Source organism: Coleofasciculus sp. FACHB-542 (assembly GCF_014695825.1).
Classification (GTDB): Bacteria; Cyanobacteriota; Cyanobacteriia; order Cyanobacteriales; family FACHB-T130; genus FACHB-T130.
Genome location: NZ_JACJPB010000047.1, coordinates 65,270 through 80,643, shown reverse-complemented (window position 1 = coordinate 80,643; position 15,374 = coordinate 65,270). Strand labels below are relative to the sequence as shown.

The window sequence follows — 15,374 nt, the reverse complement described above, 5'->3', positions numbered from 1 at the left end:
AACCTATAGATTTATAGGCAATAAGTAAAGCTTATGTTTACAAAAAGAAGATTAGAATATCAACTTATTACCTTGCTGGTATAGTTAAAAATTAATAAAGAAAAAAGTTATGGGATCGCTTAAACCCGTAACAACATTCAGGATTCCCTCAGGAAGGAAGACATGTCTTACTCTCAAACAAAAACTCAGACAAAGACTGGGTATAAGGCCGGGGTTCAAGATTACAAACTCACCTATTACACCCCAGACTATACCCCCAAAGATACTGATGTCTTGGCGGCTTTCCGGGTTACGCCTCAGCCTGGTGTTCCTCCAGAAGAAGCTGGAGCTGCTGTTGCGGCTGAATCTTCCACAGGTACCTGGACAACAGTATGGACAGACCTGCTGACAGACCTGGATCGTTACAAGGGTCGTTGCTACAACATCGAGCCAGTACCAGGCGAAGACAACCAATATTTTTGCTATATTGCTTATCCCCTGGATTTGTTTGAAGAAGGTTCTGTTACCAACTTGTTGACCTCTCTGGTGGGTAACGTGTTTGGTTTCAAAGCCTTACGTGCGCTGCGCTTGGAAGACTTAAGAATTCCTGTTGCGTACCTCAAAACCTTCCAAGGCCCTCCTCACGGGATTACCGTTGAGCGCGACAAACTGAATAAGTACGGTCGTCCTTTGCTGGGTTGTACGATTAAGCCGAAGCTCGGTTTATCAGCTAAGAACTACGGTCGTGCCGTCTATGAAGTCCTGCGCGGTGGTTTGGACTTCACCAAAGATGACGAAAACATTAACTCCCAGCCTTTCATGCGCTGGCGCGATCGCTTCCTGTTCGTTCAAGAAGCCATCGAAAAAGCTCAAGCTGAAACAGGTGAAATCAAAGGTCACTACCTAAACGTGACTGCTCCCACCTGCGAAGAAATGATGGAACGGGCTGAATTCGCTAAGGAAATCGGCACACCGATCATCATGCACGACTACCTGACGGGTGGCTTCACTGCTAACACCACCCTCGCTAAGTGGTGCCGCCGCAACGGTATCCTGCTGCACATTCACCGCGCTATGCACGCTGTGATTGACCGTCAAAAGAACCACGGTATTCACTTCCGCGTTCTCGCCAAGTGTCTGCGGATGTCTGGTGGAGACCACCTGCACTCCGGTACCGTCGTTGGTAAACTGGAAGGCGAAAAAGGCATCACGATGGGCTTTGTTGACCTAATGCGTGAAGACCACATTGAAGAAGATCGCTCTCGCGGTATTTTCTTCACCCAAGACTGGGCTTCTATGCCTGGTGTGATGCCCGTGGCTTCTGGTGGTATCCACATTTGGCACATGCCTGCTCTGGTGGAAATCTTTGGTGACGACTCCTGCTTGCAGTTCGGTGGTGGAACCCTTGGGCACCCCTGGGGTAACGCACCTGGTGCAACCGCCAACCGTGTTGCTTTGGAAGCTTGTGTCCAAGCTCGTAACGAAGGTCGCAACCTGATGCGCGAAGGCGGCGACGTGATCCGCGAAGCTTGTAAGTGGAGTCCTGAGTTGGCGGTTGCTTGCGAACTTTGGAAGGAAATCAAGTTCGAGTTCGAGGCAATGGATACTCTGTAATCTAATGACAGAGTCATGATTGTTGAGTGCTGAGTTAAACTTAAACAAACTCAACACTCAAAATTCAGAACTCTTTAGGTCTGGGGTCAAATATGGATCTCAAGCAAATTGCCAAAGACACGGCTAAGACACTGATTAGCTACCTGACTTATCAGGCAGTGAAAAATATCGTGGCTCAGTTGAGCGAAACAAATCCTCCTTTGGCAATTTGGCTGAGTAACTTTTCTAAAACGGGCGTCATCCAAGATGGAGAAGCCTACGTCAAGGAATTACTCAAAGAAAATCCAGAGTTAGCGCTTCGGATTATGACTGTGCGCCAGCATCTTGCAGAGGAAGTAGCAGACTTTTTACCTGAGATGACTCGCACTGGTATTGAGAAATCTAATATCGAATATCGGCGTCAACATCTGGAGCGAATTACGCTACTTACTTTACCTGACCCCAGCTTCCAGCCGGAACAACAAACTGAATCACCAGGCGAGTCTGGATAACCTCGACCGTCATCTGACAGAACTCTTCAACTTTGGACGTTAGACCGCATCAAGCGTCCACTTAGCAGACATACCTACAAGGAAGACCACACAACTATGAGAACTCTGCCTAAAGAGATTCGTTTCGAGACTCTTTCCTATTTGCCAGCGCTTACCGACGCGCAAATCAACAAGCAAATCCAATACATCCTCGACCAAGGCTATATTGCAGGGGTTGAATTCAGCGATAGTTCTGCACCGGAACAGCACTACTGGACATTGTGGAAACTGCCTCTGTTCAATGCTACGACAACCCAAGAAGTTCTCACTGAAATCAAAGCTTGCCGTTCTGAGAACCCCAACGCCTATGTCCGAGTCATGGGCTTTGATAACATCAAGCAGTGCCAAGTTCTCAGCTTCATCGTTGGGAAACCAAACCAAAGAGGTTACTAAACCTTAATTAGTCAGGTGGGCGCTGCCTAACCGACTCACTTTTAACTCGTTCGTGCAAAATTGGAGAGGCAGAGCAATCTACCTCTCCAATTTGTTTGTTTGATGCCTAGCAATCGGAGCATTCACTTTAACAGACTATGACCTACTACATTTCTCCCCGCTTTTTAGACAAGCTGGCGGTTCATATCACCAAAAATTTTCTTGACCTCCCTGGAGTACGAGTTCCTCTGATTCTCGGAGTTCACGGACGGAAGGGAGAGGGAAAATCTTTTCAGTGTGAATTAGTATTTGAGCGGATGGGCATTGAAGCTGTCCATATGTCGGCAGGGGAACTGGAAAGTCCAGATGCAGGAGATCCCGGGCGTTTGATCCGCCTGCGCTATCGGGAAGCAGCAGACTTGATCAAGGTGCGCGGCAAGATGTGCGTGCTAATGATCAATGATTTGGATGCTGGGGCAGGGCGCTTCGATCAAGGCACCCAATATACGGTGAATACTCAGCTGGTGAATGGCACGCTGATGAATATTGCTGATAAACCTACAGATGTGCAACTTCCTGGCAGTTATGATTCCACGCCGCTACCCAGAGTGCCGATTATTGTCACAGGCAATGACTTCGCCACCCTGTATGCGCCGTTGATTCGGGATGGTCGGATGGAAAAATTCCACTGGGAACCCGATAGAGATGACAAGATTGGCATCGTCGGAGGCATTTTTGAGCCAGATGGATTATCTCGCAGTCAGATTGAACAGTTAGTCGATCGTTTTCCCGATCAAGCGATTGATTTCTTTGGTGCAGTGCGATCGCGCATTTACGATGAACAAATCCGCTCTTTCATCCACGACATTGGGATTAACCGGGTTTCTACTAGGGTAGTAAACAGTGCTGAAGGACCACCAGTGTTCAAAAAGCCTGATTTCACTCTTTCTCGCTTAATCGAGTTTGGCAACCTGATGGTTCAAGAACAGCAGCGAGTTCAGAATTCACGCTTGGTAGAGGAGTACAATACAAGCCGACGCTCCGTGACTCCAGAAGTTAGGGATGTGCCTCAGATGTCATCCCTACCCCCGGAAAATCGGAAGACCGTTGTCCGCAATGAACTGGCGAACGAGCCATCGCACCCCCATGAGTCCGATCGAGGTAACGGTCACAGCAGCAACACTCAGGTAAATAGTGCCCGAATTAGTCCAGAGGTGCAGCAACAGATCCGGGATCTACTTGCCCAAGGCTATCGCATTGGTATAGAACACGCAAATGCACGTCGGTTCCGCAGCCAATCTTGGCAAAGCGGCGATCCCATTCAGACAACAAATGCGTCGGAAGCGATCGCTGCTTTGGAAGCTAGCTTGAGCGAGCATAATGGGGAGTACGTGCGCTTCATTGGCATTGACCCCAAAGCCAAGCGGCGCGTTGCAGAAACGATTATCCAACGTCCGAATAGTTAACGTTTGTAGTGTAGTATTTGCGGGGAAAGCGATCGCTCTGTTGGGGCGATCGCTTTTGTTTATCCTGGCGAATCGATAATTCAATAAAAGCGAGATGGGAACAAAAATTTATTAATTTCGTCGCCCTTTGCGGTATAAATTTACAGTAACGAAGTGAGCGATCGTGATTAAGATATAGAGGCTCATCGAATCACAAAATCAATCCAACTTCTGTAAAGTTTAGGTAAAGTTGCACGATTTTTGTGCAATTTTTGATGAAGTTTTCATTGCTGAGATAGCGATCGCTTAATCACTTTACTTGTCACCGTAACAGAGCGATCGCTATCTCACGAGCAATTGCTCAAACAACCTGCCTGTGCCTCTTTCAACACGTTTTTAGTTCGCTAGATTTGCACTTTGGTTAAAAAAAATCATGCAGTCCATAATCATCCTCTGGACTGATGTTTCGCTATGTAAAGCCCCTTACGATGAGATGACACTAAAATTATGTTTAATGATTCCTTGAACCGAATCATTTCATTGAAATCTAGGCTGTTTTTAAATACGAGTAACTAAGCTTTTTCCGGGTGTTTCTAATGCGAAAAGCGAATGACTAGCGAAAAACAAATTATAGGGTGGATAGAAAAACATTCTATGTTGCAATTGCAGTCAATCAAAAGGCTTTTTAGTAGTTTCTAAATAGCTCTTGAAATTACATCCTAGCTGTTGTTTGAAACTGAAAATATGAAAGCGTTTTATCTTAATCTCTTCACGTGAGCAATGATAAATCACTCCTAAAAAGTAGCGAAGTAAAGGCTGTGTATACTCTAATAAGCGAAGGTTATACAAAATTATTGAATCAAGATTGCCACTCAGTCCTTGAGCCTAGCTATTCAAAGAGACAAACAATCGCAATAACCCTAGTGTAAGCCTAATTCTTTGACTATGAAACGCCCGATTACCTCTCCCCATGAAGATTTGGCTATTACTGACTCTGCAAGTATTTCTAAATCTTCCTCAAAATCAGCAAGGTCTCAAGGAAATTGGATGCGTTACTTAGTCTTAGGACTATTAACTAATGCAGCTATTTGGGGAGGAGCTTTATATTATATAAAAGTTACCAAACCCAATTACAGCACTGAGTTAGCGCTTAGTTTACCCTCAGCCGGTTCAGCCAGCAATATCAACCTGCCAGGGATTGGGCAAGCTTCCTCTAAAAGCGACTCTCCGTACATGAGTACGAATCAAGATCCTAGAGAGAACTATAAATTTCTAGCTCTCAGTAAGCCGGTCTTGGAGACTGCTGCTAATAAGCTCAATATGCCCTTGCAAGATTTTGGTAAACCCAGGGCTAAAGTATTAGACAACACCACGCTGATGACTTTTGAGTTTCAAGGAACGACTCCCGAAGAAGCTTATAAAAAATCTTTAGCGCTCTACGAAGCCTTGCAAGTAAAAATCAACGAACTGAGAATTAAAGAAGCCGCTCAGCAGGATAAAACGCTACAATCCACCCTTGGGGAGTCCCAAAAAAAATTAAAAGCAGCGCAAACACGCCTATCTGAGTACAAAGCGCGTTCGGGTTTAACTTCTACGGATCAACTTACGAACCTTTCACAAAATATTGAACAGCTACGGCGACAGCGGGCTGAAGTATTAGCTAAACAGCAAGATGCGAATGCTCGTTTGCAAGGACTATCTAGTAGCTTAGATTTATCGGCTAAACAAGCGGCAGATGCTTTTGTTCTTCAAGCCGACTCCCTATTTCAACAATACTTACAAGACTATAGTGAAGCGAACAGCCTCTTCGTTGCTTTGCAATCAAAATTTTTACCCGATCATCCTGCTCTAATTCAGCAGCAGGCAAAGCTAAATGCCGCTCAAACGGCTTTACTGAGGCAAGGGCGCTCTCTTTTAAAGCGACCCGTTACGATAGCAAGTCTAGAAGAACTTAACCTGAGCAAAAGTGGTGGATCGGGAACCTCGCGGGATGCTCTTTTCCTAGAATTAGTGACAGTGCAGACAGAGGCACAAGGACTCCAAGCAGAAGCGCGATCGCTCAACCAACAGCTTGCTCTACTTGAGAATCGGCTCAAGTCACTTGCACAGCAAGAGGTTTCATTAGCCGACCTGATGCGAGATGTGCAAATTGCCGAAGCAGTTTTTTCTTCTACTTTAGCGAGATTGGATTTGAGCAAGTCAAATATATCTTCCTCTTATCCTCAACTTCAAATCTTTACAGAGCCTACAATTCCGACTTCTGCGAGTGCCCCCAATAAGAAATTAGTTCTGCTAGGTGCAGCCTTAGGTTCCTTGTTTTGTACTAATGGACTACTGTTACTGTGGCTGCGCGATCGCAAAATTTCTCGGTCTTCTGGGCTAGTTAAACATACCTACTTGGATACCAGTCCGTAATCACTGGAAATCGATTCAGATTTCAGGAGATAAACCGCAGCAACAATATTGTTTTGATTAGACCCAAGATGCATGAACCAGATATCAATGAAACCTCAAAATCTTGAAGAAAAGTTGATTTGGTATTACATTACCTGGATTTATGTAATTCACATTCTTGGGCTACAAATGACCTTAGTGCCTATACTAGCTTGGTTTTTCTTGTGGCGTGTAGGAAAGAAACTGTGGAACCAAACAGAGAATACGCCCACTGAGGAGAAAATAACCATTCCCACAACAATCTGGGTGTGGATTATTTGTATCTTAGTCATGGAGGTGGCTTTAATTGCTGCTCACATGAACTTCAATTTAGGATTAGGCAAAATTCTTAACTCATCAATCAATTGGGTTGTAAGATATGCTCCCTTAGCGTTATTTCCTCTTGCAGGCTGTTTAAAAATTCGACCTCAGATAATTTATAGAGCAGCTTGCATACTTTGTCTGCAAAGCTTAATTGCTGTGATCGTTTGCTATACAGCGTCTAGATTACACCTACCTTCTCATATCTACACTTCCCCTTTGCGGCTCATAGAACGTAGCGGTCTTGCCTACTACAGTGTTAACCTCTACGGTCTCGATCCTGAAGGAGGTGGAGTTCGTCTTGAATTGTTTACGCCCTGGGCACCTGCCTTGGGAATGGTAGGAAATATCTATTTCTTTCTAGCAGCGCAAGAATCGAACAAAAAATGGCGATTCATTGGCATGATTGGCGCGGTTGCAATGATTGTGGGTTCGGTTTCGCGTTTAGGTATTGTATCTCTTCCTTTTGTCATATTTTCTACTTGGGCTTTATCAAATTTTACGAAACCTTATATACAGCTCATAGCCGGAATCGCCAGTTTTATTATGGGAGTGTTTTCTTCCTGGCTAATTAATTCATTTAGAGCTTTCTCAGATATGTTCTACCAGGCTAGAGCCGGCTCTTCTAGAGTGAGAGATATATTGGCTCGCCTAGCAGTAGAACGTTGGAAAGAAGCTCCTATTTGGGGACATGGAATTGGTGAATTTAAAGGACCTGCTGTTGCAACATTCAAGCCAATCGGTTCTCACAATACTTGGTTTGGTCTTCTGGTAACGAAAGGAATCGTAGGGTTTACGGCACTTGTCATTCCCTTGGCTTGGAGCTTTATAGATTTAGTAATCAAGTCCCAAAGTAGTCGAGTTTCACGAGTAGGATTAAGTATAATCTTGGTGATATTTATGTTTACTTTTGGGGAAAATATAGAGGCTCTTGCCTATGTTTATTGGCCTGGGTTAGTTATGTTAGGAATTAGCATCAAAGAAAAGTTTCCTAGCTTTTTATTCACTGAGACCAATATTCCTGAAAACGGTTATAGAGTCAAAACAGAACTTTAAACTGTTTACTGATGATTGAGGGGAATTAAGATAACATTTTTTTTATTAGACTTACACAAAGGTTAAACTAAATGCCAGTAATATCAGTGATAATTCCGGTCTACAATGCTGAACAAACAATCTTGGAAACGGTTAAATCTGTTCAGCAGCAAACATTTTCCGACTTGGAAATAATTTTAGTTGATGACGGATCGAGTGACAAAAGCGTAGAACTGCTTAAAGGAATTGTTGATGAACGGGTAAAAGTATTTGTCTATGAAAATGGCGGAGCCGCCGTCGCTCGCAATCGCGGTTTAGCTCACGCTAAAGGTGAATTTATTGCCTTTATTGATGCAGATGATTTATGGACACCAGACAAGCTAGAACTACAACTTGCAGAATTACAAAAGCACCCCGAAGCAGGAGTAGCTTATAGCTGGACTTCTTTTATAGATGAGAAAGGGAAACTTTTATATGTGCAGCAACCCGTATATTTTGAAGGAAATGTTTATCCACAATTATTAGTCAGCAATTTTCTAGTTTGTGGTTCAATTCCACTGATTCGTAAGCAAGCAATTGAGTCCGTTGGGGAACTCGACCCAGAACTGAAATCTACTCATGATTGGGATTACTGGCTCAGGTTAGCAGCTAAGTGGTCTTACGTTCTGGTTCCTCAACATCAGATTTTTTATCGTCAAGTAGCTGGCTCAATTTCTTCCAAAATAGAGGTTAGGGAAAAATATAATCTGATGGCGCTTGAAAAGGCTTTCCAGACAGCGCCAGCAGAGTTGCAATCTCTCAAGAACCAGAGTTTAGCAAATGTTTATCAGCACCTCGCCGATCTTTATTTAACTCGTAAAGCAGATCCTGATGCAGTTAAGCAAGCGGGTTACAAACTAAAAACGGCAGTTCGTTTGTATCCAAAAATGCTCCTAAATAGCAGCGCTCAGCGCTTACTGCTGAAATGGCTGGTGATGCGATCGCTTTCCCCTAAATTCGCTAACTATTTTCGGCAGATATCTACTAAATTTCGTGATTTTCGATATCAACGCTGGAGTAAAAATTTAGCAAATATCGGTAAGGAGACGCCCTGATTTTAGTTTGAAAATCGACCAAAACGAGGAAATTTAGAAGAAGGGTTTAAATCCTTCTATAAATATCAGAAATAATTAGCAATTTTTAAATTAGTCGCTTCAAAGAGTTTTATAAGAGGTATCAATTTGTCAAGATTACAGAAAAAGATTCTATCTGAGCCTGACCAAACTCAGCACTTTCAGACTGACCATCTGAAGGCTGATTTAAAAGGTCGCTCGGTTCGTGGCGGTGCAGTCACGATGGTGAGTCAGGGGTGCAAATTTGTACTTCAAATGGGATCGACGGTTGTGCTAGCTCGTCTACTCTCACCTCAAGACTACGGTCTAATTGGGATGGTGACTAGCGTGACGGGTATTGTGTTTCTCTTCAATGACATGGGTCTGTCAACGGCGACGATCCAAAGAGCCGAAATCAACCACAAGCAAGTCAGCACCCTGTTTTGGGTGAATGTGGGGATGAGCCTCTTGCTGATGCTATTGACTGCGGTTATGGCACCGGCGATCGCTTGGTTTTATGGTGAGCCGCGCCTCACCTGGATTGCGATCGTTTCTGCTAGTGCATTTATATTTGGTGGGTTGAGCGTCCAGCACCAAGCCTTGCTTCGGCGGCAGATGCGCTTTACCGCTCTCGCTGCAATTGAGATCGTCTCCATCGTGCTGGGGGTAGCGATCGCGATTATTTCGGCTTTGTATGGGGCTGGATACTGGTCGCTGGTATTTATGTCACTGACTACGGCAATCGTCACGGCTGCTGGGGTTTGGGTAATGTGTGGTTGGCGTCCTGGCTTACCTGCTCAACGCTCAGGCGTCCGTTCTATGCTGGCTTTTGGTGGCAACCTCACTGGTTTCAGCGTCCTTAACTACTGCGCCCGAAACCTGGACAACATTCTAATCGGACGGGTGTGGGGTGCTGAGGCTCTAGGTGTGTACGCGAAAGCATACAGCCTAATGATGCTTCCTTTGCAACAAATCAACTCCCCAATTACCGCTGTTGCCGTTCCCGGTCTGAGCCGATTGCATTCTGAGCCACAGCAATTTCGCAATCACTATTTAAAAGGACTATCGCTGATCGGATTTTTGACGACGCCTATCGTCCTCTTTATGATGATTGTCTCCGAAGAATTGGTCGAGCTGATACTTGGCTCCCAATGGGGAGAGGCTGGTACAATCTTCAAGCTTCTTGGTATATCTGCACTCGTTCAACCACTTACGAATACCTCTGGCTGGCTCTATATTTCTTCAGGAAGGACAGCTCAGATGTTCAAGTGGGGAGTATTTTCTTCCAGCTTCTTGGTGATTTCTTTTTTCTTTGGATTACCTTACGGTGCACGCGGTGTTGCTTTAAGTTATTCAATTGCCAAGCTATTACAGACATTGCCTTGTATGTACTATGCAACGCGCGGCACGTCTATCACCATGCTCAATTTATTAGAAGCCATGAAGCATCCTTTGCTGGCATCTCTAATCGCAGGAGCGATCGCTTTTGGGGTTAAGTTAGCGATCGCGCCAACTTTAACCGTTTGGGCTACAGTGATTGTCAGTTTGGCGGTAATGGCTTTGACCTATTTAATCTTGATGTTCTATGTATTCAATACCAAGGAGCTTTACCTGTCTGTACTAAAACAATTTAAACGACCTAAAGGCTCTTGATGCTTAACCGTCCAGAATGATGACAGCAGAGTATCGGATATTAGGTGAAATTTACGATGAGAATCGCTTTTATTGTTGGTAAATTTCCTACTGTATCAGAGACGTTCATCTTAAATCAGATCGTGGGGCTGATTGAGAGAGGACAAGAGATTGAAATTTACGCCCAGCAACCGGGCGATACTGCCAAAATCCACCCAGATGTGGAAAGATATCAACTTCTTGAGCGCACCTACTATGTTCCGGAGCAAAGACCAGCGAATCATTTAATTTACGTAATTAAAGCGATTGGGCTGCTATTAGCAAATTTCCATAAAAATCCTGTTGCTTTTGCGCGATCGCTTAATGTTTTTAAGTATGGTAAAGAAGCTGCTTCCTTGAGGATGTTGTATACAACATTCTCGTTACTCCCATTTCTATCAAATAAGCCATACGATATAATCCATTGCCAGTTTGGACCATTAGGTTTCTTAGGGATGTACTTTAGGACAATTGCTGCCTCTAGAGCCAAATTAATTATCTCATTTCGAGGTTCCGACCTCACTATGTATCTCAGTCAATACGGTGACGATATCTATAAAAAGCTTTTTGAAAAAGGAGACTGTTTCCTGCCCATTTGTAACCATTTTAAAAATAAATTGATTAGTTTGGGCTGCAATGAAAAAAAAATTATTGTACTCCGCTCAGGAATCGATTGTAATCGGTTTTCCTTTAAGACACGCTATCCGCATCCCGATGGTAAAGTGCGGATTGTTTCAACAGGTCGCCTAATTGAAAAAAAAGGGATTGAATATGGTATTCGCGCTATCGCTAAATTGACAAAAATGAACCTCGATCTTGAATACAATATCATTGGTGATGGCTCTTTAAAGCCAGACTTGCAGCAACTGATTCAAGAGCTAGATGTTGGAAATATAGTAAATCTCTTGGGTTGGAAACAACAGCACGAAGTCGTGCAAATTCTCAACGATTCCCACATTTTTGTAGCTCCCTGCGTAACCAGTAAGGATAATAATCAAGAAGGAATTCCTAATGTTTTAAAAGAAGCAATGGCAATGGGTTTGCCAGTTGCCAGCACTTACCATAGTGGTATCCCTGAGCTAGTCGAAGATGGGGTTTCAGGGTTCCTAGTTACAGAACGAGATGTCGATGCTTTGACAGGAAAATTAGGCTACCTAATTGCCCACCCAGAGGTCTGGCCCGAAATGGGTGCGGCTGGTCGTGCATACGTGGAAAAGCACTATGAAATTGGGCAGCTAAACGACCATTTAGTTGAAATATACGAGAAACTGCTAATTACCTGATAGGGTATTTAGTAAATAGAAAAGTCAAGTTGTAGGGGTAAAATTGTTGTGAAAGTCGCGATGATTGTTGGTCGATTTCCGGTTTTGTCAGAAACCTTTATCTTAAATCAAATCGCTGGTTTAATCGATCGGGGTCACGAAGTTGATATCTATTCTGACCAACTCGGAGATACTTCCAAGGTGCATCCAGCAGTAGAAAAGTACCAACTCCTGAATCGTACCTACTATATCCAAATGCCATCTAATATTGCGATTCGCGGGCTAAAAGGCTTGGGGTTGCTATTCGCGAACAGCTACAAAGACCCAGCCCTATTACTGCGATCGCTTAATGTTTTTAAGTATGGCAAAGAAGCTGCTTCATTGAGGTTGCTATATGCAGCAGTCTCATTATTGGGCAAAAAAGAATACGACGTCATCCATTGTCAATTTGGCCCTTTAGGATTCATCGGGATGTCATTTCGGCTGATTGGTGCGCCCCACGGAAAATTAATTACCTCATTTCGCGGTTTCGATATTAGCCAGCATATTCAGGAATTCGGTGAAGACGTTTATAATCCCCTATTCGCCACAGGAGACCTTTTTCTTTCTAACTGCGATTATTTCAAACGTCGCCTGATTAAGCTAGGTTGCGATGAGAAGAAAATCATCGTCCTTCGTTCGGGCATTGATTGTAGCAAGTTTGTGTTTACCACACGTCATCTACCCGCTGATGGTCGTATTGGGATTGTCACCACGGGTCGCCTTGTCGAAAAAAAAGGGATTGAGTATGGAATTCGTGCCATTGCCAAGTTGGCTAAGGCATACCCCAACATCGAGTACAACATCGTTGGGGATGGGCCATTAAAGGAAAGTTTGCAGCAACTCATTGATGAGCTGGACGTTAGTGACAAAGTAAAATTGCTCGGTCACAAGCAGCAGCAGGAACTCATTGAAATTCTCGACAACTCCCATATATTTATCGCCCCCTGCGTGACAGCGAAGAACGGCGATCAAGATGCCCCCGTAAACGTATTAAAAGAAGCAATGGCAATGGGTTTACCCGTGATAGGGACGCAACACGGTGGCATTCCAGAACTAATTGAAGATGGGATTTCAGGTTTTTTGGTTCCCGAACGAGATGCCGATACTCTGGCTGAAAAGTTGGGCTATTTATTTGAACATCCGGAAGTTTGGCCTGAAATGGGTCGCTCCGGTCGCGCCTACGTAGAAGCGCATTACGACTTTAACAAGTTGAACGAGCGGTTAGTAGAAATCTACCATTAGATAGAGTTCAACCATTAAAATTGCATTTGGCAGGTTAAAATCTGCCATTAGAAGTATATTTTTCTAGAAAAAACATGATATAAACCGAATAATTTTCTGATTGAATGAGTTAAAAAATAAAAACTTCAAGTAAGGATTTTATATTAATTGCAACTTCACTAAAACTTCACATTAAAAATAGGGGAAATCGTGTTTTTTCGATGCTTTTATAGCAAAAAGTCTGGTAACATTTACTAGAGAAAGTGAACAAAGCTAACACTGTGTTTCCTACGAGCAAAATAATTTAAGAGCAAGCGTCGGCACAGTGAAACATCAGGAAAAAGCGCTCCGGCAAGAAAATTTAGCCTGGAATTAGCAATCAACGATTGGCTGTTCAAAGGTTCAGTAGCGGTAGACACTATGAGTCGAAGTCAGACACTCGGACGAGAAACAAGGTTGCGTGAGGCTAAAGCAAAATTAAAATTGGGCTTAATGAAGCGAATTGGAAAATTCGATAAACTGACCTCTCTGATTTTGGAGGTGCAGAAGAAAACTCTCTATCTAGGTTTAGTGACAATGATTTTGTCTTCTATTCTAGATAGTGTAGGAATCGGATTGATGATTCCTTTCCTAAAAGTAATTTTGAATGAAGGAGGTGGAACGCTTCTTCCTCAAATGGCTTTAACGGAAGGGTTGAACAGTTGGCTAGCGCAGCAAGGTAAAGGAACGCTCATTAGCTTGTTTGCCTTAGTCCTCATGGGTTCTTTAATTTTAAAAGGGTATTTCTACTACATTTCCCAAGTCTTGACTTCCATTTATCGGGAAGCCGTCATCAAACGCTTGAGGAAACGGCTGTATCAAACCTATTTATATTCGCCCATTGAATTTTTTGATAATGTGCAGATGGGTAAAGTAACCAGCACCTTACATACAGAGGTGATGGAAACAAACAAGCTGTTGACTAACTTCTTTTATGGCTTGACCAACCTGCTGATTTTAATCGCGTATTTGGGAACGTTGGTGATCGTGTCGTGGAAAATGACGGTTCTAACGACATTTTTGATTACAGGCGTTGCTTTATGGCTCAGTTATTTCTTGAAAAAGATTAAGACATCGGGGGGTTTAGTTGTCACTGCTAAACGCACTCTGAACGCGATGGCTTTAGATACGTTAGGCGGTGTTCGCATCGTTAAATCTTATGGTGCGGAAGATTTTGAACTGAACCGCTTCAATAAGATCAGTAGCAATTATATGGAGGCAAACATCGGGCTAGCTAAGAAGCTAAACATCATCGACCCGCTGACAGAGTTAGCGACTTTGGCGGCGGCGATGGTAGTTCTAGTCGGTAGCTACACTTTGTTTATCTCCAAGGGTCTGCTCACGACCGCAGAGCTGCTGATATTCATGCTGGTTCTGATTAGAATTGTTCCGGTACTGAAAAAGGTGAATGCAGCGAGGGGTTCTGTCCAAGAGTCTCTGCCAGCGTTAACGAAAGTCACGGAGGCGCTCTCGTTACCAGAGAAATATCCGCTTCCTAATGGAAACCAGAAATTTACAGGGTTGCGCGATCGCATTCTTTTCCAAAATGTAAAATTTGCCTACAGCGGCAGATCTTACGTCCTCAACGGTTTGGATCTAGAAATTCCTCGTGGCAAAACTGTGGCGCTGGTTGGCGCTTCTGGAGCCGGGAAATCCACTGTGGCATCTCTCGTTACCCGTTTCTACGAAGTGACCGACGGTGTAATCGAGATCGACGGTCAAGATATCCGAAACTACGATGTTGTCTCGCTACGCCAGCACATCGGAGTCGTTAGCCAAGACACCTACATCTTTAATGCCTCACTTCTGGATAACATTGCCTACGGTTTAGAGGGAATGGACAGAGAAAAGGTGATTGAGGCAGCCCGCCTTGCCAATGCCCACGAATTTATCTGTCAGTTGCCCAACCAATACGACACAGTGGTAGGAGATAGAGGCGTTAGGCTTTCCGGAGGACAACGACAACGCATTTCAATTGCTAGGGCAATGCTGCGCGACCCGGAAATCATGATTCTCGATGAAGCCACTAGCGCCTTAGATTCGCAGTCAGAACAGTTAGTGCAAGAAGCACTGGAACGTTTGCGAACAAACCGGACTGTAATTGTGATTGCCCACCGTTTGGCTACTGTCCGGAATGCCGACAAAATTGTGGTAATGGAGAAAGGTCGAATTATCGAACAGGGAGGGCATGACGAGTTGCTTGCCCAGCAGGGAGCTTACTGGTCTTACCACAATCTCCAGTCTTTGCCTGTGTAAAACAGACCTGCCCAAGCGACACCGGGCAACTACACAGTACAGACTTTAAACACAAACAAGTTT

11 protein-coding genes are annotated in these 15,374 nt (G+C 44.0%); all 11 read left to right on the top strand.

Annotated elements, in window-relative coordinates; genetic code table 11:
* Positions 1 to 162: 162 nt before the first annotated feature.
* The 11 genes from H6F52_RS18855 to H6F52_RS18805 all read left to right on the top strand — a co-directional run bounded on the left by H6F52_RS18855 (position 163) and on the right by H6F52_RS18805 (position 15,311).
* Positions 163 to 1,593, top strand: a complete 1,431-nt coding sequence (locus tag H6F52_RS18855; protein WP_190411163.1) for a form I ribulose bisphosphate carboxylase large subunit — start codon at positions 163 to 165, stop codon at positions 1,591 to 1,593.
* Between the two features lie 92 nt (positions 1,594 to 1,685).
* A complete protein-coding gene (locus H6F52_RS18850) occupies positions 1,686 to 2,084 on the top strand; it encodes a chaperonin family protein RbcX (RefSeq protein ID WP_190411164.1) in 399 nt (132 codons plus the stop codon).
* 96 nt (positions 2,085 to 2,180) lie between these two features.
* On the top strand, positions 2,181 to 2,516 hold the full coding sequence (locus H6F52_RS18845) for a ribulose bisphosphate carboxylase small subunit (RefSeq protein ID WP_190411165.1): 336 nt from the start codon (positions 2,181 to 2,183) through the stop codon (positions 2,514 to 2,516).
* Between the two features lie 137 nt (positions 2,517 to 2,653).
* Positions 2,654 to 3,961 carry a ribulose bisphosphate carboxylase small subunit gene (locus H6F52_RS18840; protein WP_190411166.1) on the top strand — a complete coding sequence of 436 codons (1,308 nt, stop codon included), beginning with the start codon at positions 2,654 to 2,656 and terminating at the stop codon, positions 3,959 to 3,961.
* Positions 3,962 to 4,987: 1,026 nt separating this feature from the next.
* Entirely contained in the window at positions 4,988 to 6,355 is a 1,368-nt protein-coding gene (locus H6F52_RS18835) for a hypothetical protein (RefSeq protein WP_199300635.1), read from the top strand.
* Positions 6,356 to 6,442: 87 nt separating this feature from the next.
* The gene (locus H6F52_RS18830) at positions 6,443 to 7,750 is read left to right on the top strand and encodes an O-antigen ligase family protein (protein ID WP_190435470.1); all 1,308 of its coding nucleotides are present in this window, start codon (positions 6,443 to 6,445) and stop codon (positions 7,748 to 7,750) included.
* Positions 7,751 to 7,821: 71 nt separating this feature from the next.
* On the top strand, positions 7,822 to 8,823 hold the full coding sequence (locus H6F52_RS18825; RefSeq protein WP_190536392.1) for a glycosyltransferase family A protein: 1,002 nt from the start codon (positions 7,822 to 7,824) through the stop codon (positions 8,821 to 8,823).
* Positions 8,824 to 8,949: 126 nt separating this feature from the next.
* Positions 8,950 to 10,473, top strand: a complete 1,524-nt coding sequence (locus tag H6F52_RS18820) for an MOP flippase family protein (protein ID WP_199300634.1) — start codon at positions 8,950 to 8,952, stop codon at positions 10,471 to 10,473.
* A gap of 56 nt (positions 10,474 to 10,529) precedes the next feature.
* Complete coding sequence (locus H6F52_RS18815) at positions 10,530 to 11,774, top strand: glycosyltransferase (protein ID WP_190536391.1); 1,245 nt, start codon at positions 10,530 to 10,532, stop codon at positions 11,772 to 11,774.
* 48 nt (positions 11,775 to 11,822) lie between these two features.
* The gene (locus H6F52_RS18810; RefSeq protein ID WP_190536390.1) at positions 11,823 to 13,037 is read left to right on the top strand and encodes a glycosyltransferase; all 1,215 of its coding nucleotides are present in this window, start codon (positions 11,823 to 11,825) and stop codon (positions 13,035 to 13,037) included.
* Between the two features lie 399 nt (positions 13,038 to 13,436).
* Complete coding sequence (locus tag H6F52_RS18805) at positions 13,437 to 15,311, top strand: ABC transporter ATP-binding protein (protein ID WP_190411171.1); 1,875 nt, start codon at positions 13,437 to 13,439, stop codon at positions 15,309 to 15,311.
* Positions 15,312 to 15,374 lie beyond the last annotated feature (63 nt).

Bases quoted from the DNA above. Each gene is read 5' to 3' on its own strand.
- H6F52_RS18855 (WP_190411163.1), top strand. From the start codon at position 163: ATGTCTTACTCTCAAACAAAAACTCAGACAAAGACTGGGTATAAGGCC.
- H6F52_RS18850 (WP_190411164.1), top strand. From the start codon at position 1,686: ATGGATCTCAAGCAAATTGCCAAAGACACGGCTAAGACACTGATTAGC.
- H6F52_RS18845 (WP_190411165.1), top strand. From the start codon at position 2,181: ATGAGAACTCTGCCTAAAGAGATTCGTTTCGAGACTCTTTCCTATTTG.
- H6F52_RS18840 (WP_190411166.1), top strand. From the start codon at position 2,654: ATGACCTACTACATTTCTCCCCGCTTTTTAGACAAGCTGGCGGTTCAT.
- H6F52_RS18835 (WP_199300635.1), top strand. From the start codon at position 4,988: ATGCGTTACTTAGTCTTAGGACTATTAACTAATGCAGCTATTTGGGGA.
- H6F52_RS18830 (WP_190435470.1), top strand. From the start codon at position 6,443: ATGAAACCTCAAAATCTTGAAGAAAAGTTGATTTGGTATTACATTACC.
- H6F52_RS18825 (WP_190536392.1), top strand. From the start codon at position 7,822: ATGCCAGTAATATCAGTGATAATTCCGGTCTACAATGCTGAACAAACA.
- H6F52_RS18815 (WP_190536391.1), top strand. From the start codon at position 10,530: ATGAGAATCGCTTTTATTGTTGGTAAATTTCCTACTGTATCAGAGACG.
- H6F52_RS18805 (WP_190411171.1), top strand. From the start codon at position 13,437: ATGAGTCGAAGTCAGACACTCGGACGAGAAACAAGGTTGCGTGAGGCT.